Annotated in this window: 21 protein-coding genes and 1 pseudogene; 6 read left to right on the plus strand and 16 right to left on the minus strand. The window is 71.3% G+C overall.

Annotated features, from left to right (window positions below; genetic code table 11):
• Nucleotides 1-11: 11 nt before the first annotated feature.
• The 6 genes from AC07DF_RS18105 to AC07DF_RS18130 form a co-directional block, all read right to left on the minus strand.
• Nucleotides 12-1262 (minus strand): glucarate dehydratase family protein, encoded by a 1251-nt coding sequence (locus tag AC07DF_RS18105; RefSeq protein WP_478971777.1) that lies wholly within the window; start codon nt 1260-1262, stop codon nt 12-14.
• The gene (locus AC07DF_RS18110) at nt 1259-2167 is read right to left on the minus strand and encodes a 5-dehydro-4-deoxyglucarate dehydratase (protein ID WP_478971779.1); all 909 of its coding nucleotides are present in this window, start codon (nt 2165-2167) and stop codon (nt 1259-1261) included. The genes AC07DF_RS18105 and AC07DF_RS18110 overlap by 4 nt, the downstream gene beginning before the upstream one ends.
• A gap of 29 nt (nt 2168-2196) precedes the next feature.
• On the minus strand, nt 2197-3141 hold the full coding sequence (locus AC07DF_RS18115; RefSeq protein WP_478971780.1) for a carbohydrate ABC transporter permease: 945 nt from the start codon (nt 3139-3141) through the stop codon (nt 2197-2199).
• On the minus strand, nt 3138-4049 hold the full coding sequence (locus AC07DF_RS18120) for a carbohydrate ABC transporter permease (protein WP_478971781.1): 912 nt from the start codon (nt 4047-4049) through the stop codon (nt 3138-3140). The genes AC07DF_RS18115 and AC07DF_RS18120 overlap by 4 nt, the downstream gene beginning before the upstream one ends.
• Nucleotides 4046-5374 (minus strand): ABC transporter substrate-binding protein, encoded by a 1329-nt coding sequence (locus AC07DF_RS18125; RefSeq protein ID WP_478971783.1) that lies wholly within the window; start codon nt 5372-5374, stop codon nt 4046-4048. Before AC07DF_RS18125 ends, AC07DF_RS18120 begins: the two co-directional genes overlap by 4 nt.
• Before the next feature lie 195 nt (nt 5375-5569).
• Nucleotides 5570-5962: a DUF5997 family protein gene (locus AC07DF_RS18130; protein ID WP_478971785.1), complete on the minus strand. Its 393-nt coding sequence runs from the start codon at nt 5960-5962 to the stop codon at nt 5570-5572.
• A 58-nt stretch (nt 5963-6020) separates the two neighbouring features.
• Here AC07DF_RS18130 and AC07DF_RS18135 point away from each other — a divergent pair, with 58 nt between their 5' ends.
• Entirely contained in the window at nt 6021-6794 is a 774-nt protein-coding gene (locus AC07DF_RS18135) for a LysR family transcriptional regulator substrate-binding protein (RefSeq protein ID WP_478971787.1), read from the plus strand.
• Between the two features lie 45 nt (nt 6795-6839).
• Here AC07DF_RS18135 and AC07DF_RS18140 read toward each other — a convergent pair whose 3' ends face one another.
• The 4 genes from AC07DF_RS18140 to AC07DF_RS18155 all read right to left on the minus strand — a co-directional run bounded on the left by AC07DF_RS18140 (nt 6840) and on the right by AC07DF_RS18155 (nt 11922).
• Nucleotides 6840-7604 carry a DUF4142 domain-containing protein gene (locus AC07DF_RS18140; RefSeq protein ID WP_478971789.1) on the minus strand — a complete coding sequence of 255 codons (765 nt, stop codon included), beginning with the start codon at nt 7602-7604 and terminating at the stop codon, nt 6840-6842.
• A 151-nt stretch (nt 7605-7755) separates the two neighbouring features.
• On the minus strand, nt 7756-10569 hold the full coding sequence (locus tag AC07DF_RS18145) for a beta-L-arabinofuranosidase domain-containing protein (protein WP_478971791.1): 2814 nt from the start codon (nt 10567-10569) through the stop codon (nt 7756-7758).
• Between the two features lie 136 nt (nt 10570-10705).
• Nucleotides 10706-11401 (minus strand): HAD family hydrolase, encoded by a 696-nt coding sequence (locus tag AC07DF_RS18150; RefSeq protein ID WP_478971793.1) that lies wholly within the window; start codon nt 11399-11401, stop codon nt 10706-10708.
• A 44-nt stretch (nt 11402-11445) separates the two neighbouring features.
• Complete coding sequence (locus AC07DF_RS18155; RefSeq protein ID WP_478971795.1) at nt 11446-11922, minus strand: Lrp/AsnC family transcriptional regulator; 477 nt, start codon at nt 11920-11922, stop codon at nt 11446-11448.
• Nucleotides 11923-12118: 196 nt separating this feature from the next.
• On the opposite strand from AC07DF_RS18155, the gene AC07DF_RS18160 reads away from it, so the two are divergent.
• Together AC07DF_RS18160 and AC07DF_RS18165 are read left to right on the plus strand one after the other, a co-directional pair.
• Nucleotides 12119-13609 carry an FUSC family protein gene (locus AC07DF_RS18160; RefSeq protein WP_478971797.1) on the plus strand — a complete coding sequence of 497 codons (1491 nt, stop codon included), beginning with the start codon at nt 12119-12121 and terminating at the stop codon, nt 13607-13609.
• 97 nt (nt 13610-13706) lie between these two features.
• A complete protein-coding gene (locus tag AC07DF_RS18165) occupies nt 13707-14735 on the plus strand; it encodes a lactonase family protein (protein WP_478971799.1) in 1029 nt (342 codons plus the stop codon).
• Between the two features lie 71 nt (nt 14736-14806).
• Here the strand turns inward: AC07DF_RS18165 and AC07DF_RS18170 are convergent, their stop codons facing one another.
• Together AC07DF_RS18170 and AC07DF_RS18175 are read right to left on the minus strand one after the other, a co-directional pair.
• Nucleotides 14807-15730, minus strand: coding sequence for a sirohydrochlorin chelatase (locus AC07DF_RS18170; RefSeq protein ID WP_478971801.1), 924 nt, complete (start codon nt 15728-15730; stop codon nt 14807-14809).
• A 125-nt stretch (nt 15731-15855) separates the two neighbouring features.
• A complete protein-coding gene (locus tag AC07DF_RS18175; RefSeq protein WP_478971803.1) occupies nt 15856-16857 on the minus strand; it encodes an N-acetylglucosamine kinase in 1002 nt (333 codons plus the stop codon).
• A gap of 110 nt (nt 16858-16967) precedes the next feature.
• On the opposite strand from AC07DF_RS18175, the gene AC07DF_RS18180 reads away from it, so the two are divergent.
• Nucleotides 16968-17645: a uracil-DNA glycosylase gene (locus AC07DF_RS18180; RefSeq protein ID WP_478971805.1), complete on the plus strand. Its 678-nt coding sequence runs from the start codon at nt 16968-16970 to the stop codon at nt 17643-17645.
• Nucleotides 17646-17833: 188 nt separating this feature from the next.
• Here the strand turns inward: AC07DF_RS18180 and AC07DF_RS18185 are convergent, their stop codons facing one another.
• Together AC07DF_RS18185 and AC07DF_RS18190 are read right to left on the minus strand one after the other, a co-directional pair.
• Complete coding sequence (locus tag AC07DF_RS18185; RefSeq protein WP_478971807.1) at nt 17834-19279, minus strand: MFS transporter; 1446 nt, start codon at nt 19277-19279, stop codon at nt 17834-17836.
• A complete protein-coding gene (locus AC07DF_RS18190) occupies nt 19276-20460 on the minus strand; it encodes an FAD-dependent monooxygenase (RefSeq protein ID WP_478971809.1) in 1185 nt (394 codons plus the stop codon). The genes AC07DF_RS18185 and AC07DF_RS18190 overlap by 4 nt, the downstream gene beginning before the upstream one ends.
• A 151-nt stretch (nt 20461-20611) precedes the next feature.
• On the opposite strand from AC07DF_RS18190, the gene AC07DF_RS18195 reads away from it, so the two are divergent.
• Nucleotides 20612-21217 (plus strand): TetR/AcrR family transcriptional regulator, encoded by a 606-nt coding sequence (locus AC07DF_RS18195; RefSeq protein WP_478971811.1) that lies wholly within the window; start codon nt 20612-20614, stop codon nt 21215-21217.
• 18 nt (nt 21218-21235) lie between these two features.
• On the opposite strand, the pseudogene AC07DF_RS18200 reads toward AC07DF_RS18195, so the two are convergent.
• Nucleotides 21236-21397: pseudogene (locus AC07DF_RS18200) on the minus strand (cupin domain-containing protein); the annotation flags it as partial.
• A 174-nt stretch (nt 21398-21571) separates the two neighbouring features.
• The gene (locus tag AC07DF_RS18205; RefSeq protein ID WP_478971813.1) at nt 21572-22729 is read right to left on the minus strand and encodes a WD40/YVTN/BNR-like repeat-containing protein; all 1158 of its coding nucleotides are present in this window, start codon (nt 22727-22729) and stop codon (nt 21572-21574) included.
• A gap of 213 nt (nt 22730-22942) precedes the next feature.
• Between AC07DF_RS18205 and AC07DF_RS18210 the strand changes: the two genes are divergently transcribed.
• Complete coding sequence (locus AC07DF_RS18210; RefSeq protein WP_478971815.1) at nt 22943-23527, plus strand: Rv1733c family protein; 585 nt, start codon at nt 22943-22945, stop codon at nt 23525-23527.
• The last annotated feature ends 38 nt before the right edge of the window (nt 23528-23565 follow it).

Here is a 23565-nt window from a genome sequence, read left to right on the forward strand (position 1 = left end):
GCGCACGGGTGTCACCAGCGGGGGAGCAGCCGCTCGTACTCCGGCCGGAACCGCCGCATGTAGCCGGTGTCGTCGCGGCTGCGCATCCCGGAGTCGACGTAACGCCGGTGCAGCTCGTCGAGCTTGTCGTGGTCGAGTTCGACACCGAGACCCGGACCGGTGGGCACCTTGACCTCCCCGTCGCGCAGCTCCAGCACGCCCGGCACGATCACGTCGTCCGCCGAGTTCCACGGGTAGTGCGTGTCGCAGGAGTGATCGAGGTTGGGGATGGCGGCGCCGACATGGGTCATCGCGGCGAGGCTGATGCCCAGGTGCGAGTTGGAGTGCATCGACAGGGCGAGTCCGAACGCCTCGCAGACGGCGGCCAGTTCACGGGTGCGGCGCAGTCCGCCCCAGTAGTGGTGGTCGGTGAGCAGGACCTGGATGGCGTTCTGCTCGACGGCCGGCTTCAGATGCTCCCAGGCGATCACGCACATGTTGGTCGCGAGCGGCATGGGGGACTCCTTCGCCACCTCCGCCATGCCCTCGATGCCCTTGGCCGGGTCCTCCAGGTACTCCAGCACACCGTCCAGTTCACGGGCGACGTACTTGGACGTCTCGACCGTCCACGCCACGTTGGGGTCGAGGCGCAGCGGCTGCCCGGGGAAGGCCTCCGCGAGGGCCCGCATCGCTGCGATCTCCTCGTCGGGCGGGAAGACACCGCCCTTGAGCTTGAACGACCTGAACCCGTACCGCTCCTGCATCAGCCGGGCCTGCTCGACGATCCCGGCCGGGTCCAGGGCCTCGCCCCAGTCGTCGGTGATGGCCGGGCGGCCGTCGAGTACGGGGTGCTCGGCCCACTTGTAGAACAGGTACGCGGCGAACGGCACCGAGTCGCGGACCGTGCCGCCGAGCAGGTCGCTGACCGGGCGGCCGAGCAGCTTGCCCTGTGCGTCGAGGCAGGCCACCTCGATCGCCGAGGTGGTCCAGCCGCGTTCGTGGGAGCTGGGCACGGTCGGCAGCAGGGCCGCGTCGATCGCGGCGGCCACGGCCGTGGTGTCGAAGACGTCCATGCCGACGACCGTCTTCGCGGCGGTGTGCAGCCGCTCCAGGCGGGCCGTGCCGCCCGGCGACTCGCCGAGGCCCACGGTGCCGTCCTCCAGCACCAGCTGGAGGATGATCCGCAGGGCGAGCGGCTCGTGGACCCCGTTGGAGTTGAGCAGCGGCGGGTCGCCGAAGGCGATCGGGGTGATGATCAGCTCGCGGATGCGCGTGGAGGTCATGCGGCGGCCACCTTCAGTCCGTGGTCGAGGAGTTCGGAGAGCCGGGCGAGGTGTTCCGGCGCCGGGTCGAGCAGCGGAGCGCGTACGCCGCCGACGTCGAGGCCGCGCAGCGTCACCCCCGCCTTGACGAGCGACACGGCATAACCGGGGACCTCGTCGCGCAGGGCGACCAGCGGGCCGTAGAACTCGTCGAGGAGCCGGGAGACCAGGGCGTCGTCGTCCTCGGCGAGCGCCCGGTGGAAGGCCAGGGCGATCTCCGGGGCGAAGGCGAAGACGGCCGAGGAGTAGAGCTCGACGCCGATGCCCTGGTAGGCGGGTGCGGTCATCTCGGCGGTGGGCAGGCCGTTGAAGAACTGGAAGTCCTCGGTGCCCGGCACGGCACGTACCGCGCGGACGATGCGGTGCATCAGCTCGATGTCCCCGATGCCGTCCTTGAGTCCGACCACCACGGGCAGGGCGGCGATCTCGGCGGCGGTGTCCTCGGTGAGCCGGGCGGTGCCGCGCTGGTAGAAGACGACGGGCAGCCCGGTGGCGGCCGTGACCTCCTCGACGTACCGCACGAGGCCCCGCTGCGGGGCGCTGACCAGGTAGGGCGGCAGCAGCAGGATGCCGTCGGCACCGGCCCGTTCGACGCGGGCGGCCTGGTCCCGGGCGACCGGGGCCGGGCCGCCGGCCGCCGCGAGGACCGGCACGCGTCCGGCCGTGGTCTCGACGGCGACCCGGGTGGCCCGCTCGATCTCATCGGGCGACAGCGCGTGGAACTCGCCGGTGCCGCAGGCGACGAACACACCTCCCGCGCCCGCGGCGACACCCGACTCGATGTGCTGGGCCAGCCGTTCCTCGTCCAGTGAGCCGTCCGCCGCGAACGGCGTGACCGGGAAGAACAGCACTCCGTGGAACTTCATGTCTCCCTCATATGTGGGGGGTTGGGTGGTCAGCCCTTGGTGGCGCCGGCGGCGATGCCGGTGACCAGCGAGCGCTGGAGGAGCAGATAGACGATCAGGCTGGGGACGAGGGCGATGACCGCACCGGCCAGCACCACCCCGGAGCCGACCTCGGGGTCGGTGCGCAGGATGGACAGGGCGACGGTGACCGTGTAGTCGGTGGGGTCCTTGGCGGCGATCAGGGGCAGCAGGTACTGGTCCCAGATCATGATGAAGCCGAGCACCCCGGCCACGCCGAGGGCGGGCTTGCACAGTGGCAGGATGACCTGCCACAGCATCCGCAGCTCGCCCACGCCGTCGATACGGGCGGCCTCCTCGATCTCGGTGGGGATGTCCTTCATGAACTCGGTCAGCAGCATCACCGAGAATCCCCAGGCGCCGAGTGGCAGGATCACGCCCCAGACCGTGCCCTTGAGGTCGATGCCGACCACGGGCACATGCCCGAGGACCAGGGACAGCGGGATCGCGATGACCTCTTCGGGGAGCATCATCGTCAGCATGAACAGGGTCAGGACCAGCGCCTGCCCACGGAAGCGGTGCCGGGCCAGCGCGTACGCGGCGAGCGTGCAGACGGCGAGCTGGAGCAGCAGTCCGCCGCCCGCGATGACCAGGGAGTTGCCGAAGTAGTCCCAGATGCCGCGCTCGCCCGCCACGCGGAAGTTCAGCAGGGTCGGATGGTGGGGGAGGAACGACAGGGTGGAGCCGCTGGCCTTCTCGCTGAACGAGCCGGAGAAGATCGTCAGGAACGGCGCCGCGAAGACCCCCAGGGCGAGCACGCAGAGCAGGACGCGCAGTGCCCAGGCGGGGCCCGGCCGGTCGTTCCAGCCGAGGGCCGTGTCGAAGCGGGCCGGGGTGGCGCGCTGCTTCCCGGCGGACTTCCGCGTGGGGGAGGCGGTCACCGGTGTCCGGACGGGGTCGATGGCGGGAGCGCTCATCTCACGTCTCCCCTCTTGCGGAGGTAGTTGACCGTGACGGTGAGCAGCAGCGTCACGCAGAGCAGGACCACGGAGGCGGCGGACGCGCCGCCGATGTCGTTACGGGTGAAGCCGAGGGTGTAGGCGCGGGTCATCCACACGTCGGTGGACCCGGCCGGACCGCCGCCGGTGAGGACGTACACCTCGGTGAAGACACGCAGTCCGCGGATCGCGGCGAGGGTGAGGACGATGCCGAGGGCGGGGCGGATCGCGGGCAGCGTGATGTGGCGCAGCCGCTGCCGGAGCGAGACGCCGTCCATCGCGGCGGCCTCGTACAACGAGCGGTCCACGCCCGCCAGTCCGGCGAGGATGATCACCATGTTGTACGGGGCGAGCATCCAGATGCCCATGGCCATCGTCGCCCACAGCGCGGTGTCGGGGTTGTCCAGGTAGGGCACGGGTCCCAGGCCGAGGAGCCCGAGACCGCTGTTGATGAGGCCGTCGGAGGTCGGGTAGTACAACAGCCGCCACATCTCGCCGACCACCGCGGTCGCGGTGACGACGGGCAGGAACACGGCGGTGCGGATGATCTTCAGCGAACGGGCCTGACCCTCCAGCAGCAGGGCCAGGAGGAAGCCGGCGACGATGCCGCCGAGGGACATCCCGATGCCCAGGACCAAGGTGTGGCCGATGGCGTCCTGGAAGCGGTGGTCGGTCAGGACCCGGGTGTAGTTGTCGAGCCCCACCCACTTGTCACCGAGGAAGGGCCGCACGTCGAAGAAGCTCAGCCAGACGCCCTTGCCCATGGGCAGGAACTTGAAGACGAGGGCGAGCAGCAGGCCCGGGGCGAGGAAAAGCCAGGGCAGTACGGCCTTCTTGCCGAGGATCCGGGCTCTGCGCGGCCCGGGTGTCGTCACGGTCGCGGTCATTTCAGCAGGTCCTGGTCCTTGAGGTCACCGGCGAGTGTGTCGTTGAGGTCCTTCAGGCCGGAGCGGACGTCGCTGCCGCAGTACGTGAAGATCGCGTTGAGCGCGTCGGCGGTGTCCTGCTTGATCGGGGCGAAGTCGGGGGCGTTGGGGAACTGCACGGAGGCCGTCTCGTACGCCTTCTGCACGACACTCCAGCGCGGGTCGTCGCGCACCTGCGCCGCGTCCAGCGTGGAGTTGACGGGGATGCGCACGACGGGCTGGTGGTCGCCGGTCATGGCGAGTGTCTGGCCCTCGGGGGAAACGAGGAAGGCGGCGAGCGTCTGCTCCTGCTTCGCCTTTCCGGTCTTCGCCCCGAAGTAGATGTTCTCGCCGTCGGCCAGCACGTCGTTGTTCCCGGCCGGGCCGGTGGGCGCGGGCAGGACCTCGTACTTGTCCTTGCCGAGCGCCTTGTCGAACGTGGAGATGTTGTAGGGGCCGGTGAGGTACATCCCGGCGTTGCCGTCCTGGAAGTTGGTGGTGTTCGCGGTGACGGAGGTCAGGGCGCTGGGCTGGATGACACCGTTGTCAACGCAGAAGAGGTTGTCCTTCATCCAGGTGACGGTGCGCAGGGCCGCCGCCGAGTCCATGGCGGGCCGGTAGCCCGTGCCCTCCTTCTCCAGGATCCGCACGCCGCCCTGCCACAGCCAGCTCGAACCCCACCAGGCGACATAGCCGTTCTGGGCGCTGCCCGGGACCACCATGCCGTACGTGTCCTTCTTGCCGTCCCCGTCCGGATCGCGGGTGGCGAAGGCCTTGGCGAGGGCGAGGGTGTCCTGCCAGGTCTTCGGCTCGGGCAGGCCGAGCTTCTCCCGCCAGTCCTTGCGGACGAACAGCGTCATGGCCTGACGGGAGTACGGGATGCCGTAGTGCCGGCCGTCGCGGCCCACGGTGGAGGACCAGGACTTGGCGGTGATCTCGGCGTGCCCGGCGATCGAACCCGGGGTGATGGGCTTGAGCAGGCCCTGGGCCTGGTAGCTGCCCATCAGGGCCGTGTCGTTGATCATGACGTCCGGCAGGTCCTTGGTGGACGCGCGGCTCTGCAACTGCTGGTCGAAGTTCATGACCGGCTGGTAGTCGATCTTGATGCCGGTCTTCTTGGTGAAAGCGGCGAACACCCTCTGATAGGTCTGGGCGGACTCCGGATCACTCCGGGTCCACACCTCCAGCGTGTTCGGATCGCCGGCCCGGGCGCTGCCGGAACCGGAGCCGCAGGCGGCCGTTCCGAACAGGAGCCCCGAGACGGCGAGCGCGGCAGCCAGGCGGTGACTGCGTCGGCGATCCCGCATGGATGGTTCTCCGTTCATATCCGTGAACTCATTTCACGAATCTAAATGATCGGCCAAGCTACGGATCGTTTCATCGCCATGTCAATACATGGCCGAAAGATTTCACCGACGCCATACTCACGCCCCCGGGCAGGGTGGCGAACGACGAAGGCCCCGACCGGATGATCCGGTCGGGGCCTTCGGGACAAGGGGGCGTCAGGCTTGGCGTTCCGCCTGCTCGGCGTTCTTCTTCTTGATGCGGACCGCTTCCTTGCGGACCTCCGCCTGGGTGGCGCGCTCGCGCTCCAGCCACTCGGGGCCTTCCTGCTTCAGTGTCTCGATCTGCTCGGTGGTGAGGGGCTCGGTGACCCCGGCGCGGGCGAGCCCCGCGATCGAGATCCCGAGCTTCGCCGCGACCACCGGGCGGGGGTGCGGGCCGTTGTGCCGCAGGTCCTGAAGCCACTGCGGCGGGTTCGCCTGGAGCTCGTTCAGCTCGGCGCGCGAGACGACACCCTCCCGGAACTCGGCGGGTGTGGCCTCGAGGTACACACCCAGCTTCTTCGCCGCGGTGGCGGGCTTCATCGTCTGGGTGCTCTGGTGCGACGTCATGGCATCAAGCGTATCGAGCGTGTGCACGACCGCTGACCACGGCCGGTAACCTGGCGAGGTGACAGGCTCGGAAACTTCTCCCACGTTCCGGCTCGTGTACGTACCCGGGGTGATGCCCGACAAGTGGGTGCGTATCTGGAACGAGCGGCAGCCCGACGTCCCGCTGGATCTGACGCAGGCGGCCGCCGGGGCGGTGGCTGAGCGGCTGCTGGGCGGGGAGGCCGACGCGGGCCTGGTCCGGCTGCCCGTGGACCGGACGGTCTTCAGCGCGATCCCCCTCTACACCGAGCAGACGGTCGTCGTGGTGCCCAAGGACCACCTGGTCACGGCGGTCGACGAGGTGTCCCCCGAGGATCTGGCCGACGACATCGTGCTGCATCCCCTCGACGACGTGCTCGCCTGGGAGAGCCTCCCCGGGCGGCCCGCCTTCGAACGTCCCGCCACCACGGCCGACGCCGTCGAACTCGTCGCGGCCGGGATCGGCGTCCTCGTCGTGCCGCTGTCGCTCGCCCGCCTCCACCACCGCAAGGACCTCACGCACCGTCCCCTCAGGGACGCCCCCGAGTCGAGCGTGGCACTGGCCTGGCCCCAGGACGCGACGACGGACCAGGTCGAGGACTTCATCGGCATCGTGCGCGGCCGTACGGTCAACAGCACCCGGGGCCGCAAGCAGCCGGACGAGTCCGTGGCGGCCGACCGGGGCGGCGCCCGGCGAAAGCCGGTGCCGGGGAGGTCGGCGGCCGGGAGGGCCGGGGGTGCGAAGCGCACCGGCAAGGGCGGGCGTGGCGCCCCCAAGGGCGACAGGCGCGGCAAGCCGCGCCGCCGTTCCTGATCCCGGGGCCGCCGCAGAAGGGGGCGACCCCGGCCCGTTCCTCGCTCAGCCGGCCGACGGAGACGGCTGCGGCGCCCCGTAGGACGGGTTGGGAGCGACCGTCTGCAGGTCCTTCAGGTTCTCCGGGACCTCCAGCACACGGACCGGCGCACCCTGCTGCGGCGGCGGGGGAGTCGTCTGCTCCTGGGGCAGCTTGGGCGGGGAGGTGATCTGGAAGCTGACCTGCTCCTGGTTGATCAGACCGGTCTTCTCCAGGACCGTGATGTGGTCGAGCACGGTGTCGTTGGTCGTGTCGGCGAGCTCCCGCACCATGCTGTTCCGGGTGGTCGCCCGGATCTTGGCGATCGTCGGGAAGATGCCCCCGTGCGCGATGCGCATGAGGGTCACGGCCGTGGACTCGAACTCCCTGCCGGTGCTGCCCTCCGCCGTCGCCACGAACTGCTGCTGCTGCGGCGACGGCTCGTTCGGCAGGGTGATGCCCAGGTCCGTGGAGACCTTGCGGCAGCCCGCGTCGAGCCGGCCGTGCCCCACGAGCAGATGCTCCGCGACCTCGATCATCGCCGGCGACTTGCTCCGCTCCATGATCATTTGCCCCAGCGGCTGCTCCCACAGCCCGGCCGCGCGCACCTTTACCACGAAGTCGCGATCCGCCTCGGTCAGCGGACCGTACTGGGTGTTGGCGATGATGCGGTCCTGGCCGGAAGCTGCGTTCTCCACGCCCAGCATGCTCGGGTAAGCGAGCGCGGTGAGCGTCAGGATCATCGCACCGCCCACGAACGCGGTTCCTGCCGTGCTGCGCGAGATGCGCATCGTGCCTCCTGGGGTATGAACGGCCCAACACCGAGAAGTACGGATGCCGGACGCGAAACAATCACCCCTGCTGCAAAAAAGTTCCGGATGTGACGGGGCCCGGCGCCGGATCCGCACAGCACCGGGCCCACCCGAACGCGGCCCGGCCCGCTCAGGGTTCGTACGAGGCCGCTCCCGCCGTGCTCACCACCTTGTCCCCGTCGGCCCTGCTCAGCAGCCCGGCCGTCACCCACGCGTCCACCGTGGACCGCACCCGCGCCACCAGCGCCCCCTTGTTCCGGAAGGGCGCCCCGGCCCATATCTCGTCCAGCAGCGTGGTGCCGTCGGCCTTCGCCGGGTTGGCGACGCCCGAGTCCCGGCCGCCGAAGACGGCCTTCGGCTCCGTGCGCCGGAAGTAGGCGTGCGTCGGGTCCTCCGTCCCCTCGGCGAACGGCGCCCACTCGGTCCCGTCCAGCGTGAAGTGGAGCGGCTTGCCCGGCACCGGCGTGAGGGAGGCCGTCAGGTCGCCGGACAGACCGGCGTCGCGGTACAGCCCGACCTTCAGGAACTCCGCCGCGGAGGAGCGGGCGACCAGATTGACCGGGCCGCGGAACAGGGTCTGCAGGGACGGGTCGTCGAGTGCCTTCTCCACCCGCGTCCGGAACGGCAGGGTGACCCGGACGGTGTCGCCGGCCCGCCAGGTCCGGGACACGGCGAAGTAGCTTCCCGGCGCCGGAGTGCCCGGCACCGCTTTCCCGTTGACGGTCACTCTGAATCCGGCGGTCGCCCACGAGGGCACGCGCAGCCGCAACGTGAAGGAGGCGCGAGCGCCGCCGAGGGTGAGGGTGCTGCCCTGCTCCCTGGGATAGCCGGTGGTCTGTGTGACCGTCACGCCCTTCTCGGCCCAGGTCAGCGTGGACGGGCTGTACAGATTGACGTACAGCGCGCTGCCGTCGGACTTCGCGAAGTACACAGAGTCCTGGTACTTCGTGGCGCTCTCCATGCCGGTGCCCTCGCAGCAGGTCGTGCCCTGCTTGGGCGTGTAGTCACGCACATGACCGGGCGTCAGCCCGATGAAGTACGTGACCAGCGGCTTCTCCGCGTCCGGCTTGTCCTGCTTCGAGCCGAGCACCTGGTTGTACAGGGCCCGCTCGTAGTAGTCCATGTACTTCGGTTCCTGCGCGTGGAAGAACAGGGTCCGGCTCAGCTTGAGCATGTTGTACGCGCAGCAGGTCTCGGCGGTGGTCGCGCTCAGGGTGCCCGCGATCACGTCCCGGGCCTTCCAGAACTCCGCGGTGCTGGTGCCGCCGATGCCGTACATCCGGTGCGGGACGACCATGTCCCAGAAGTTCTTCGCCGAGGTGAGATAGCGCTCCTCACCCGTCTCGTCGTACAGCCGCACGTACCCGGTGAAGATCGGGATGTGCTGGTTGGCGTGCAGTCCGTCGAGGATGTCGGTGTTCGCGGCGCACGCGTCGATCAGCCGGTCCAGATCGAACAGCTTGGCCAGCGCGAGGTGTTCGGCCTTGCCGGTGAGAGCGTGCAGATCGCAGATCGCCTCGACGATGCCGCCGAACTCCCCGCTTGAGAAGATGCCCCACATCCGCTGGAGCGTGGCCTCCGGCAGCTTGGACAGCCGGGAGTGCATCCAGTCGCACATGCCGGACGCGAGGTCCAGGGCCCGGTCGTCGTCCGTGGCGGTGTACGCGTCGAGCAGGCCCCTGAGGATCTTGTGCGCGGTGTAGTACGGCGCCCACACCTTCGTGTAGTCGGGAGAGGTCCTCGACTCCAGGTCGATGAACTGCGTCTCCGGGTACGCCGCGAGGAACCCGGGGTGGCTGGGCCCGCCCCAGGTGCGGCGCAGGGTGGCGGTCAGGCCGCGGCCGGAGGCGTCCGCGAAGGTTCCGCCGGCCGTCTCGTCGAAGGAGTACGACGCCAGATCGCCCCGGCCCGTCGAGGCGTCGGCGGCCCGGCGGCTCTGCAACTCGGTGATCTCGGCGGCGGTCAGCGCCCGCGAGAAGACGTTGAACTCCTCGAAGGCGCCCGCGAAGACGGGGTCGGCGGAGTAGTTCGAGCGGCCGAGCCAGTTGTTCCTCAGAGTGCCGAGAGCCGCAGGGGTGAGGCTCATCGCGGTGTTCCGGGCGACGGCGGTGCCGTTGACGTAGAGGGTGCCGGTGCCGCCCGCGATCGTCACCGCCACGTGGCTCCACTGGTTCAGCGGCAGCGGGGCCGTGCCGTCGAGGCTCTGCTCGCCGCCGGCGCCCGACGTGGTGATGGCGAAGCGCGGTACACCCGCCTGGTTGCGGGCGGCCAGATACAGGTAACGCGTGGTGCCGTCGCCGAAATCGAAGACGCGGGTCCAGTCGGCGTCGTGCGTGGGCCGCACCCAGACGGAGAGGGTGATGGCCGGGGCGCCGCCGAGCACGGCGGCCGGCAGCTCCACGTACTGGTAGGAGCCCCGCACCTGGTCCGCGGCGGTCCCGAACCTCCCGGCGACGCTCAGCACCGCGGGTTCTCGCCGCAGTGCCGCCCGCACTTCGGTCAGTGCCCCGACCATGGTGCCGATCCGGTCGGCGAACACCTGCTCCTTCGTGCTCCGGTACGCCTGCGCGAGCATGGTCAGGAAGTGGCCGGTGTAGTGCCCGCGCAGGTTGCCGTTGGCCTCGCCGTCCAGGCCCTCCCAGCCGCCCGGGGCGACCGCGCCGCCCGTGGCGAGACCGGCGTTGGCGCGGAACACCTGGAGCAGCCGGTTCACGTCGTAGCCACGGGCGTGGTCCAGCATCAACCGCCGCTTGTCGGCGAAGACGCCCCGGCCGAGGCTCACGTCCTCCAGCCCGAAGGGCCGTACGGTCCAGGAGGCCGGGATGTCGGCGGCGGCCGCGGGGGCCGCGACGGCCCGGCCTGTCGCCGCCTCGGAGAACGCGGGTACGGCGGCGGCGAGGGTCGCCGCCTGGAGAAGGGTTCGTCTGGAGAGGGGCCGTGCCATGTGTGCTCCTCCACGGGGCCAGCGGGTCCACGGACTCGACGCGTTCGACGTATTCGGTATATCGAACACTGTGCGAGTGATCGACCAGACCCTAGGGAGGGGGCGGGGGAGCGTCAACGGGTCGGGAGGGGCGAGTTCAGGAAACGCCTGCCGGGCGGGCCAGCCAGTCGAACGCCGCCTGTGCCGTGAACTCCTTCTGGCCGCCCCGCAGGAGCAGCCCGGCGGTGGTGAACTCCGGGGCGTCGGCCTGTGCCGGGACGTACGGGATCGCGATGCACCGCATCCCCGCCGCGTGTGCGGCGGCGGCGCCGGGGGCGGCGTCCTCCAGTACCACGCAGCCTGCCGGGTCCGCCCCCAGCCGGCGGGCCGCCTCCAGGAAGACGTCGGGAGCGGGCTTGCCCCGCGCGACCTCGTCCGCAGAGACGACGGTCCGCAGATGGGCGTCCAGGCCCGTGCCGCTCAGCACCGCCTGGATGGCCTCGGGCGAGGACCCCGAGGCCACGGCCATGGGTACGTCCTCGGCCGCCAGCAGCTCGACGAACCTGCGCATCTCGGGGTAGGCGCGCGTGGAACTGCGGGCGAGCTCGAGATAACGGCGGTTCTTGACGGTGAACAGTTCCTCCACGGAAGCCCGCAGACCGTACCGCTCCTTCCAGTCCGCGACCGTCTCCTGCGTGCTGATGCCGACGTACCGCTCGTGGTCCGCCCAGCTGAAGCCGGGGACGCCGTGCTCGGCGAGGGTCTGCCGGCCCGCCTCGTAGTAGTTCGGCTCGCTGTCCACGAGCGTTCCGTCGAGATCGAAGATGACCGATATGCCGCCGAGATTGCTCATGGTGTCAGCATGTCAAAGACCATGATCCAGGGAGCCTGAGGGGGTCAGGAGCGGGCCGCGCGGCCGATCGACTCCACCAGCGGCAGCAGCCGGTGGGAGACGCGCTCCCGCAGGGCGATCTCGGTGCGGGTGCGGACGACCCCGGGCAGGCTGATCAGCTTCTGCACGACGTCCTCCAGATGCGCGTTGTCCCGCGCCACGACCCGGGTCAGCAGATCCCCGCCGCCCGTGATGGAGAACGCCTCGACGATCTCCGGCACCGTGGCCAGCGCGTCGCCCACCTCGTCGAGATGGCCCTGGGTGACCTCGATGTGCACGAACGCGAGCACCGGATGGCCGAGCGCGGCGGGGGAGAGGTCCGGCGCCGTGCCGGTGATCACTCCGTCGCGCTCCAGCCGGTCGAGCCGGGCCTGGAGCGTCCCCCGGGCCACGCCGAGGATACGGGCGTACTCGCGCACGCTGGTGCCCGGCTGCTCCAGCAGCAGCCGCAGGATGCGGGTGTCGAGCTCGTCCACGGGCATGCCGCGCCCTCCTCGTCCGTTGGCCCTGCCGCGGCCGCTCTCCGACCGCTGCGGCTGTACCAATGGCCCAGTCTAAAAGGAGCCAGTTGAGCCAGTGGTGTCCGGGATGCTCATATGGACGCGTCGATGGCGCTGCGGACCCCGCGGCGCCTTTTTCATGCTTTCTCATGCCTGCGCGCGAAGGAGGCGGTAAGCGGTGCTGAAGAGGGTGTTCATGGCTCCGGATCCGGGGCGGACGCGGTTGCGGTTCGCCGCGCGCGCCGTGCTCGGCATCGCCTTCGCGGTCGCCCTGTGCGGCCTCGCCGGGCACTCCCTCACGGGGGCCGTCACCGGCGGTCTCGCGGCACTGCTCGCCCTGTTCACCGTCACCGACTCCACGGTCCGCGGCCAGGCGGTCACCACCGCGCTGCTGCCCGTCGTCGGGCTGCCCGTGCTCACCGCCGCGGCCGGACTGCACGACCACCCGGTGGCCCGGGACCTCACCTTCCTCGCCGTGGTCGGCGCGGGCGTGTACGCCCGCCGTTGGGGCCCGCGCGGGCACAGTCTCGGCGTCTTCGCCTTCATGACCTTCTTCGTGGCGCAGTTCCTGCACGCCACGACGGACCAGCTGCCCGAGCTGTACGCCGCGGTCCTGCTGTCCGTCCTCGCCGCCGCCGCGGTGCGCTTCGGCCTGTGGTGCTACGAGCGCCACCTTGCCCCGCCCGTCGTGCCCGCCCCGCCGGGCGGCACCGGACTGGCCCGGGTGACCACCCGCCAGGCGATCCAGGCGACCGCCGGGGCGGGCTTCGCCCTCGTCGTGGGCCAGCTGGTGTCCGGCCAGCGCTGGTACTGGGCCGTCGGCGCCACCTGGTGGATCTTCGTCAACACCACCTCGCGCGGCGAGACCCTGGTCCGGGGCTTCCGGCGGCTGCTCGGCACGGTCATCGGCATCGCCCTCGGCCTGCTCGTCGCCCTGCCGGTGCACGGGAACCCGGCCGTCACGGCCTTGCTCGCGGCCGTCTGCGTCTTCGGCGTCTTCTACACCGCCGCCGTGTCGTACACCTGGATGATGCTCTGCGTGACCCTGCTCGCCGGTCTGCTCTACGGCCTTCTCGGCGTGCTCGGCCCCGGCCTGCTCGCCCTGCGGCTCGCCGAGACCGGCGTCGGGGCGCTCGGCGCCGCGCTCGCCGTGATCTTCGTCCTGCCCGTCACCACGCACAGCGTCACCGACGCCTGGATCCAGCGGGCCCTGCGCTGCGTCCACGCCTGCACGGCCGAGACGGCCCGGCGACTGGCGGGCGCCGCGGACGCCGACCCGGCCCCGCGGGTGGCAGAGCTGGAGCAGCTGCTCTCCCGGGTGCGGCTCTCCCTCGCCCCGCTGGTGCACCCGCTGAATCCGATGCTCGGCCGCAAGCGGCGGGCCCGGCACGTGCTCGCCCTCCTCGACGACTGCGCCCGTGAGGTCCGCGGTCTGGTCGCCGTCGCCGCCGACCCGGAGGCCTCCCACGATGCCCGCCTGGCCGCCGCCTGCGGGCGCGTGGAGGCCGCGGTCCAGGCGCTCACCGAGGGCGGCGACGTCCTGGTCCAGCCGGCCGGACCGTCCGCGACGGAACCGGTCCTGGCTCATCTGCACGGCCTGGAACGGGCCCTCGCGGAGCTCGCCAGGCCACTGCGGACGCCGTCGGGCTCCCCGTTGGCCGGCGCCTGAGCGACGGGCCGCCACACCCTCTTGACCCTTTGGTCTAGACCGCGCATGATCGACCGCGCGGTCATTCCGGACGGCTCAGGGACGAAAGGGCACAGTGATGGCGGACGGCAGCAGGCGGCGGGCGTTCATCGGGTCGTTCACGGCGGCCGGCGGCCCCGGCGTCGTGACGGCGGAAGTCGACGCCGACAGCGGCGCACTGACCTTCCTGAGCAGCGTGAACGCCGTCCCCGACCCGGCCTGCCTCGCCCTCTCGCCCGACGGGGACACGCTGTACGCGGTCAGTGAGACGGCCACGGGCGCGGTGGCCGCGTACCGCGTGACCGGGGACAAGCCCGAGCCGGCCGGACCGCCCGTGCCGGTCGGCGCCGACGGGCCGACCCACCTCAGCCTGTACGCCGGACACCTCCTGACCGCCAACTACGGCTCGGGCAGTGTCAGCGCCATTCCCGTCCGGCCCGACGGCACTCTCGCGCGGTCCGCCTCCGGCGTGCTCCAGCACACCGGCGGGGGCCCGCACACCCCGCGCCAGCACGGGCCGCACGCCCACCAGGTGCAGCCCGACCCGAGCGGGCGCTGGGCCGTCAGCGTCGACCTCGGCACCGACTCGGTGCGGGTGTGCACGCTGGCCGACGGCACTCCGGTCCTGCACCGGGAGACCGCCCTGCGGCCCGGCTCCGGACCGCGCCACCTGGCCTTCCACCCGGACGGCACGTACGCCTACGTCGTCAACGAACTCAGCCCCTCCGTCACCGTCTGCCGCTGGGACGCGGCGGAAGGCGTGCTGACACCGCTGACCGAGACCCCGGTCCTGCCGGGCGCACCGGCGTGCGACGCCTACCCCTCGGGGATCGTCACCTCATCCGACGGCCGCTTCGTCTGGACCGCCACCCGAGGCGAGGACGTGCTGTCCGTGTTCGCCGTCGAGGGGGCGGAACTGCACCTGGTCACCACGGTGCCCTGCGGCGGCCACTGGCCGCGCGCCCTGACCACGTCCGACGGCGTCCTGTACGTAGCCAACGAACGCTCGGGCGACGTGACCTGGTTCGCCACCGACCCGCGCACGGGCATCCCGAGGCGAGAGGGGGCCATCAGGGTGGCGGCGGCATCATGCGTGGTCATCGGCTGACCCGAGGGGCGCGGGGAACTGCGCGACAAGCCACAGCGCACCCGCACCCGACCGGCACCACCCAGGCCGCGTCAGCGAACCGGCGTCTGCTGAACCTGCTGCGGCGTAATGCCCAACGCCGTCGTGTACTTCGCCAGCGCCAGCTTCCCGATCGCCGGGTACGGGCCGAGCGACTCCGCCGCGGAGCACCCCGCCTCCTTGGCCGCCTCCTCGACCAGCCCCGGCTCGATCTCCGGGCCGATCAGATACGGCGCGAGGGCCAGCTGCTGCGAGCCCGAGGAGCGGAGCTGCTCGGCGACGGACGCGATGGAGCCCTCCTGGTCCAGGGCCGCGGCCATCACCGGCACCGCAAGGCGCGCGGCCAGCAGCATGCCGGTGATCCCGGCCGCCTGCACGGCCTCGTCACCGCCCACGGAGGCCAGGATGATGCCGTCCGCGGCGGTCGCCACGGTGAACAGGCGGGCACGGTCCGCGCGGGCCAGACCGGCCTCGGAGAGCCGCACGTGCAGTGCCTCGGCGAGCAGCGGGTGCGGGCCGAGGACATCGGTCAGCTCCGCGGCGATGTGGCTCTCCATGACGGCCTGACGGACGCGGCGCAGCAGCGCGCTGTCCGGGCCGGCGAGCAGCGGCACGACGACGGCGACGGGCCCGTCGGGCTCCCGGACGTCCATACCGGCGGCACGCGCCTGCTCGAAGCGGGCGGTGCGCTCCTCGGCGGCGTGCGCGAGCACGGCCTGGAGCGTGAAGAACTCCGCGTTGTCCCCGTCGAGGTACCCGATCCGGGCGTCGAGGCCGGGCAGCTCGGAGCGGGCGATGCTCACGACTTCCTCGGCGAGGCTGCGCGTGGCGTTACTGGGCGTGCCCGGCACGGCGAGGACGAGCGCGGGCGCGCCCTCGGGAGCCACCAGCGGCTCGGGGCGGCGGTGCCGTCCCGGCTGGCGGGGTCGCGGCATTCGTACTGGCAGGCCGGACTCGGGTCCAGTGGGGGAACTCATGGCGCCGCATGTTACTGGTTTCCTGGGCTCTCCTGTTCGGGGAGGGTGCAGGTGAGCGGTATACGTCCGGTTTTGTCTGATGAGTTACGTACGGATTGAGTTACGTACGGATCATGCGGGTCGGATTATTCACCCGAAAGGGTTGTCACGGACAGCATCGTCGCGTCACCCGGCAGCGTGAGGGGACCGGTGCTCAACTCGGTCGCCAGGCGCACGGAGCCGTGCAACGGGTCGCCCTCGGCCGGTACCCGCCGCGCGTGCGGGAGCCGCCGCGCCAGTTCCTCGTCCACCGGCCCGAGGAGCGGGGCGCCCAGCTTGAACAGACCTCCGGTGACGGTGACACGGGGCTCGCCGCCGGAGGGGCACACGGCTGCCGCGGAGTCGGCCATGTGCCGCGCGGCCACGCGCAGGATGTCCGCCGCGACGGGGTCCCCCTCGGAGCGGGCGGCCACGTGGGGTGCGAAGGAGGCGAGGACGGCGGGCCGGTCCGGCCGCGGATACAACCGGCCGGGCAGCCCGGGCACGGGCCCGAACACCTCCTCGGCGCTCGCCAGCAGCCGGGCCGAGCCGCCCTCGCGCCCGTCATGGGCGCGCAGCGCCGCCTCGAGACCGGCCCGCCCGATCCAGGCACCGCCCCCGCAGTCGCCGAGCAGATGCCCCCAGCCGTCCGCACGACGCCAGCCGGTGAGGTCGGTGCCGATCGCGATCAGCCCCGTCCCGCCGGCGACCACGGCACCGGGACGTGTCCCGAGGGCACCCACGTACGCCGTCACGGCGTCGGCGGCCAGCGCGATCCTCCGTACGCCCAGCTCCCGGGCCAGGGCACCCGGCAGTTCGGCGCGCAGCGCGTCCCCCAGGGAGGCGAGCCCGGTGGCGCCGATGACGACGGCGCTCAACCGCACCGGCCCGGCCTCCGCGGTCAACGCGCGCACCAAGGGCGTCAGCTGGGTCATGAAGTGGTCAGGGTCGATGCCCCGGTCGCCCGTGCGGACCGGCTCCGCCGACTCCCGCCGGGCCAGCGGCCCGCGCTCGGCGGTTCCCACCACCGCCCGCAGCCCGGACCCGCCGGAGTCCACGGCGAGAAACCCGGATTCCTCCGACGTCCCGGTCACGGTCACTGGACGCAACGGGCTCCCCTCCTTCTCGGAAGGGAAGAGTAGCCCCGAGGGCGGCGCCCGCGTGTGAGGGGTTCCGTGCCTGTGCGGGGACCGGTGGTGTGCCAGTAGGGTGACGCGCTGTGGCACCACGACCCTTGCATGAACTTGTCGAAGCAGGCTGGGCGAAGGCCCTGGAACCTGTGGCCGAACGTATCGCCGCGATGGGGGACTTCCTGCGGGCCGAGATAGCGGCCGGCCGGACCTACCTCCCGGCCGGGGCGAATGTCCTGCGAGCCTTCCAGCAGCCCTTCGACGACGTCCGCGTCCTCATCGTCGGCCAGGATCCCTACCCCACGCCGGGGATGGCCATCGGGCTGAGCTTCGCGGTGGCGCCCGAGGTGCGTTCGCTGCCGGGCAGCCTGGAGAACATCTTCCGTGAAATGCACACGGACTTGGGGCTGCCCCGGCCGTCCAACGGCGATCTGACGCCGTGGTCGCAGCAAGGGGTGCTGCTCCTCAACAGGGCGCTCACCACCGCCCCGCGCAAGCCCGGCGCGCACCGGGGCAAGGGCTGGGAAGAGGTCACCGAGCAGGCGATCAGGGCCCTGGCGGCTCGTGGCAAGCCACTGGTGTCCATCCTGTGGGGGCGTGACGCGCGCAATCTGCGGCCGCTTCTGGGAGACCTCCCGTCGATCGAGTCCGCCCATCCCTCGCCGATGTCGGCGGACCGCGGCTTCTTCGGTTCGCGTCCGTTCAGCCGGGCCAACGATCTGCTGCTGCGACAGGGGAGCGCGCCGGTGGAGTGGCGTCTGCCGTAGACCGTCCGGGGCGTTGCCGCGCGTTCAGAGAGGCCTGTCGTAGAACTCGCCGAAGGAGCGCCGGAAGTCGAAGGAGGCGTCCCCCGCGTCGCGTTGGCGAACACCCACCGGCCGTGCAGGTCCGCGATCAATTCATCAGCGTTCATGGCTCGACGCCATGGCCGCCGGCGAAAGCCAGGGAGGGTCCGTCACACCCACGCACGCTGTGCCCGCCGGTCGCGTGCCAGCATGATCGCGGGCACCGCGGCGAGGACGAAGAGCCCTCCCGCCATCGCGACGTAGAGGTACACGCCGGTCGCCGTGCTCACCGGGGCGCCGTCGGCGGAGATCCCGGGAACAACGGTCGCCTTGAGCACCTCGCCCCCGGCGAAGTTGAAGACGACCGAGCCGAGGGCGAGTACGACCGACACCAGACCGGCGATCGTGCCCTGCCGCTCGGGCGCTGCGATGTCTGTCGCCAGGTTGTAGCCGGAGGCGCCGATCGCGCCGGCGGCCATGCCCAGCATGGTGCCGCAGGCGACCGCCAGCGGCAGCACTGATACGCCCGCCAGCATCGCGAAGGTCGCCACCGTCCCGACGGCGATGCCGCCGAGGAGAGGCAGTGCGGGACCGAACCGCCCCGCGACCCACCCCGCGCACGTGCCGCCGACCACGATGCCGAGATTGGGCGCGGCGAGCAGCACCGCCACCGCCTCTCCATCGCCCAGCCCGTACCCGAGCCCCAGGTCGGAGGGCACCTGGCCGATGATGCCCGTCAGTTGCAGCATGCTCCGGAAAGAGCCCGCGGCCAGCACCAGGGCCAGCAGCGTCAGCAGGATGGGGCCGCTGAGGCCCCGGATGTCGATGATGGGTTCGTCGACCCGCAGCGCGAGGAACGCCCAGCCGGCCAACGCGGCGGCACCAGCCGCCAACAGCGCGAGCATGCCCCCGGACAGCCATCCGAGGTCACCCCCGAGGCTGATGTAGGCGAGCACCGCCCCGAGGCCGCCGCCGAGCAGAAGCGCCCCGCCCAAGTCGATCCTGCCGGCGCCGCGGATCGGCGACTCCGGGATGAAGGAACGCACGCAGAGCGCGGCCGCCGCGGCGAGCAGCGCCGCCATGATGAACACGCTCCGGTAGCCGAACACATCGATGACCGGCCGCATCAGGAACGGCTCGATGATTCCGACGATCGACGAGCCGGACGTCACCAGCCCGACCAGGGCCATCGCCACCCGCGGGGTGCAGATCTGGCGTGCGAGGGCCACCGTGAGGAAGACCGCGGCGAAGGCGGCGCCTTGGAGGAAACGCCCCACCAGGAAGAGCCATACGTTGGGGGCCACGAGGCAGACCAGCGCACCCGCACAGGCGAGGAGCAGCGTGGCGATGAGCATCCGGCGCTTGCCGAAGATGTCGGAGCTTTTCGCGAGCAGCGGCGACCAGATGGCCCCGGCCAGCATCGCGCTCGCGTTCAGCCAGGCGGCCTGGTCGGTGTCGAAATGCTCCAATAACTGGGGCAGGACCATCATGGGTGAGCCGATGACCACGTCGGCCAGGACGTTGGCGAGAGTGAGAACCGCCGCCCAGAGGATGAGCTGCCTGCTCCAGCGTTGCTCCTGGGCGCGAGGGGCGGATTTTTCCAGTGTGTCTTTCACTCTGCGTTCTCTCCAGCGCGTCGGGGGGAGGTGGTCTGCTGAGGGCCGTCGGGCGTTGTCCGCGTCGCTCGCAGCGCCTCGTTGCGTGCGGCGATGGCGGCCCAAGTGGTCGGCAGCATGCGGTCGCGACCGCTATGGACACGGTCCTGGGCGAACGTGACGTACGGGCGCTGCCGGGCCTCGTACCGTGCGAACGCGGCGGTGTGGTCGTCGCCGCACCGTTCGAGTTCCTCGGCGAGGAAGCGGGCGCCGGTCAGCGCGAGTGAGGTGCCCCGGCCGGACAGGAAGGCAGGGCAGTACCCGGCGTCCCCCACGAGGGCGACACGGCCGCGGTGCCAGGAGGGCAGGTGGATCTGGCTGGCGGAGGTGAAGTAGAAAGCAGGATCGGCGAGGGCCGCGTCGAGCAACTCCGGGATCCGCCACGACCGGTGGCCCGCGAAGGCTTCCGCGAGGATCTTCTTCTGGGACTCCAGGTCGTGGTGGTCGTAGTCGATCGGTTCCGAGCGGAACTGGAAGACCGCGACGGCCTTGCCGTTGTACCGGAAGACGCCCGCCATTCGGCCGGGGACGTTGTAGATCGAGTTGGGGCCTTCGGACAATGCCTCGCCGGGGTGGTCGGCGAGGGCGAAGTAGACACCCAGGTGCCGTAGGTAGTTCTCCTCGGGCCCGAACACCAGCCTGCGTACCGAGGAGTGCTGGCCGTCGGCACCGAGCACCAGGTCGTACCGCCCCGTGTGTCCCGACGCGAAGCGTACGTCGACACCGCCGTCGTTCTCCCCGCCGTTGTCGCCGCCGTCGGTCAGGGTCTCGATCGAGTCGCCGAAGCGGATCGACGCCGTGTCGGGGAGGGCTTCGGCGAGGATGCGCACGAGGTCCTCGCGGAGGAGCTCGATGTCGTCGTCGGAGTCGCTGATCTCCGCCATCGGGATCCGGGCCACCGGCTCGCCCGCGCTGTCGACGAACTGGGTGCGCTCGGACATCCGGACACGCTGCTTCTGGATCTTCGAGAGCAGCCCCATGCTGTCCACGCTCTCGATCGCGTCACCGCGGATGTCGATGGGTGTGCCGGTGAGCCGGAGATGCCGGGCGTACTCGACAACGGTGACGTCGTGGCCGCGGGTGCCTAGCTCAAGTGCGCAGGCGAGCCCGGCGATACCGGCGCCGGAGACAAGGATGTTCACGTGTGCGCTCCAGGTGTCGCTGAGGTGGGCCGCGACAGTTAAAGAAACAACCTGTCGCTTTTAGCGAGCTTACTTACCACCGGCTTGCACCGCAACGCCGCACCTGACGACAATCGGCACCCGAGCAGAGAAACAGGAGGTGAGCGCGGCGATGGCCGACGGGACCGCTGACCGGTTGCCCGCACGGCGCCCCGGTGGCCGCAACGCGCGGGTGAGATCGCAGATCCTCGCCGCGACCGTCGAACTCGTGGCGCGCGACGGCATCGCGGGCTTCCGCTACGAGGAGGTCGCCGAGTTCGCCGGCGTGCACAAGACCAGCGTCTACCGCAACTGGCCCGACCGTGAGGACCTGGTGGTCGAAGCCCTGCTGCGCTACGCCGAGGACCTCGCCTCGGTCGCCGACACCGGCGACATCGACCGGGACCTGGCGGACTTCCTGCTGGCGCTCGCAGGTGGCCTGGAAACGCCGTTCGGCCGGACGCTCGAACAGGCCATCCAGCCCGCCCGCCAGAGCGCCACTGTCGAGGCGCTGACCAAGATCCTCGACCAGCGTGTGGCCGCGTTGCGGCGGCGGGTGGACACCGCTGTCGACCGGGGCGAACTCCCCCCGGTCGACAGCGCCTTCCTAGGCGAGATGATCTCGGGCCCGGTGCACCTCATCGTCAACCGCGGCATGCGCCCGTTCACCCGCGCGGACGCGGAGCGCATCGTCGGCGTCGTGCTCGCCGGCATCCGGGCCACGGCACCGCACGCCTGAGCGCCTGTCGTGTAGCTGTCCTTGCAGGCCGAACAGGATGAGAAGCTCGACCGCGCCGCCGTCGGCGCTGCCCAGCCAGTGGGGCAAGGACGTGTCGAACTCGGCTGCCTCACCGTGCGGCAGCGTCAGGTCATGCTCGCCGAGCACCAGCCGCAGAGGTCCGTTGAGCACGTAGAGCCACCCACGAGCTCCGGCACGGTCATCCGCTGGTACGGCGAGTACGAAACGAGCTTGCTGTTGCGCTGGGTCCTGCCGCGCTACCTCCAGAGGTTCATGCGGGGCATGGCGGAAGGGCCGGCCCGCTACGCCGAGGAGCGCGAGCGGGCTCAGTGACGCCCAGGGCCCCTCCTTGGCTCACCCGACGGTCGCGGCCCGCACGCACAGCACGTCCGGCAGATGCGAGGCGAGCTGCTGCCATGTGTCGCCGTCGTCCGCGGAAGCGAACACCTCGCCGTTGCGGTTGCCGAAATAGACACCCGCCGGATCGCCGTCGTCCGTGCACATGGCGTCGCGCAGCACCGTGCCGTAGTGGTCCTCCTGGGGCAGCCCCGCCGAGAGCGGCTCCCAGCTCTTGCCCGCGTCCGCCGTCCGGTAGACGCGGCACCGGTGGTCGGCCGGGACCCGGTCGGCGTCGGCGTTGATCGGGAACACATACGCCGTGTCTCCCCGGTGCGGGTGCGCGACCGCCGCGAAGCCGAACGTGGACGGCAGCCCCTCGCCGATGTCCGTCCAGTGCGCGCCCGCGTCGTCGCTGCGGTACACACCCCAGTGGTTCTGCAGGTACAGCCGGTCCGGGCTCACCGCGTCCCGCGCGACCTTGTGCACGCACTGGCCGAACTCCGGGTTCGGATCGGGCAGGAACACCGCCGAGACACCCGAGTTGGAGGGCGCCCAGCTGGCGCCGCCGTCCAGCGTGCGGAACACGCCGGCGGTCGAGACGGCGACCGTCACGGCCTTCGGGTCGCGCGCGTCGGTGAGCACCGTGTGCAGACCCTCACCGCCGCCGCCCGGCACCCACTTCGACCGCGTGGGGTGCTCCCACAAGGGCCGGACCAGTTCGAACGTCTCCCCGCGGTCCTCCGAGCGGTACAGCGCGGCCGGTTCCGTACCCGCGTACACCACGTCCGGCTCGGCGGCGGCCGGGTGCAGCTGCCACACCCGCTCCAGGGACGCCCCCGTGTCCTTGGGGAACTTGACGGCGGGATGCGCCGGTTCGGTCCAGGTGCGGCCGAGGTCGTCGGAGTGGAACACGGACGGGCCCCAGTGCGCGCTGTCGCCTCCGGCCAGCAGCCGAGGGGTCGCGCCCCGGGTGTCGAGGGCGACCGAGTACACGGCCTGCGCGTTGAAGTAGGGACTCTCGTCGAACTCCCAGGCGCCACCACCCCGCCGGCGCCCGATGAACAGGCCTTTGCGTGTGCCCACGGCGAGCAGTACCTCGGCCATGCCGATCACCTCCGCGGCGTCGTCGTTGACGCCCTCGTCTTTGACACCGGCCAGTCTGCACCCCACCACTGACAGTCACCTCTGGAACTGGCTCCCATGCAGGTCAGGCGGGTGTCGGGGGCCTGCTGCCGGGTTCGGCGGAGCGCGTGCCGGGGGCCTCCCGCACGGACCGGGCGGCGTGGGGGCCGTCACCTCGGAGTAGGTGCAGTGAGCATCCGGGGGCCGTCTTCCGTATGCAGAGGGCAGCGGGATGGTCATGCGCTCATGAGGAGGATGCCTTCGATGGCGTTACGAGGTCCGAAGGTGTGGCTGTGGCGCTGGCGGCGCAATCCGCTCAAGCGCCGCGCCGACAGGGTGGAGGCCTGGGTCGTGCTGGGCGTGTGGACGCTCACCGTGTTCGTCGGGATGCTGGCCGGCACGACGGTGAGCCGGTCCGTCGAGGACGGGCTGGCCCGGGAGCGTGTCGAGTGGCGCCCCCTCGTGGCGCGGCTGGACGAGCGGGCTCCCGGGAGGGCTTCCGAGAACGGCGGCGTGTCCCGTACCGAGCAGGTGTGGGCGAAGGCGACGTGGACCGCTGTGGACGGCTCCGCGCACTCCGGACAGCTCCGGGTCCCGGCGGGCAGCGCCGCCGGGACACCGGTCACGGTGTGGACGGACCCCGAGGGCCGCCAGGTGACCCGCCCCGTCACCGAGTCCCAGGCCGACGTAAGGGCCTTCCTGATCGGCAGCGTGGCGGGCATCGGCGCCGCGGCGCTGCCGCTCGTCGGCGGCCGGGCCCTGCGCCGCCGGCTGGAACGCGGCCGGATGGAACAGTGGGACGCCGAGTGGTCCCGCTTCGGGCCGATGTGGGGACGTACGACAGGGTGAGTGAGTCCCCGGGAGGCCGTTGACGGATCTCACCTAGG

The sequence above is a fragment of the Streptomyces sp. NPDC044719 genome (assembly GCF_056433405.1).

Excerpts from the sequence above, each read along its gene's own strand:
- AC07DF_RS18105 (WP_478971777.1), bottom strand. The coding sequence starts at position 1,262 with ATGACCTCCACGCGCATCCGCGAGCTGATCATCACCCCGATCGCCTTC.
- AC07DF_RS18110 (WP_478971779.1), bottom strand. The coding sequence starts at position 2,167 with ATGAAGTTCCACGGAGTGCTGTTCTTCCCGGTCACGCCGTTCGCGGCG.
- AC07DF_RS18115 (WP_478971780.1), bottom strand. The coding sequence starts at position 3,141 with ATGAGCGCTCCCGCCATCGACCCCGTCCGGACACCGGTGACCGCCTCC.
- AC07DF_RS18120 (WP_478971781.1), bottom strand. The coding sequence starts at position 4,049 with ATGACCGCGACCGTGACGACACCCGGGCCGCGCAGAGCCCGGATCCTC.
- AC07DF_RS18125 (WP_478971783.1), bottom strand. The coding sequence starts at position 5,374 with ATGCGGGATCGCCGACGCAGTCACCGCCTGGCTGCCGCGCTCGCCGTC.
- AC07DF_RS18130 (WP_478971785.1), bottom strand. The coding sequence starts at position 5,962 with ATGACGTCGCACCAGAGCACCCAGACGATGAAGCCCGCCACCGCGGCG.
- AC07DF_RS18140 (WP_478971789.1), bottom strand. The coding sequence starts at position 7,604 with ATGCGCATCTCGCGCAGCACGGCAGGAACCGCGTTCGTGGGCGGTGCG.
- AC07DF_RS18145 (WP_478971791.1), bottom strand. The coding sequence starts at position 10,569 with ATGGCACGGCCCCTCTCCAGACGAACCCTTCTCCAGGCGGCGACCCTC.
- AC07DF_RS18150 (WP_478971793.1), bottom strand. The coding sequence starts at position 11,401 with ATGAGCAATCTCGGCGGCATATCGGTCATCTTCGATCTCGACGGAACG.
- AC07DF_RS18155 (WP_478971795.1), bottom strand. The coding sequence starts at position 11,922 with ATGCCCGTGGACGAGCTCGACACCCGCATCCTGCGGCTGCTGCTGGAG.
- AC07DF_RS18165 (WP_478971799.1), top strand. The coding sequence starts at position 13,707 with ATGGCGGACGGCAGCAGGCGGCGGGCGTTCATCGGGTCGTTCACGGCG.
- AC07DF_RS18170 (WP_478971801.1), bottom strand. The coding sequence starts at position 15,730 with ATGAGTTCCCCCACTGGACCCGAGTCCGGCCTGCCAGTACGAATGCCG.
- AC07DF_RS18195 (WP_478971811.1), top strand. The coding sequence starts at position 20,612 with ATGGCCGACGGGACCGCTGACCGGTTGCCCGCACGGCGCCCCGGTGGC.
- AC07DF_RS18210 (WP_478971815.1), top strand. The coding sequence starts at position 22,943 with ATGGCGTTACGAGGTCCGAAGGTGTGGCTGTGGCGCTGGCGGCGCAAT.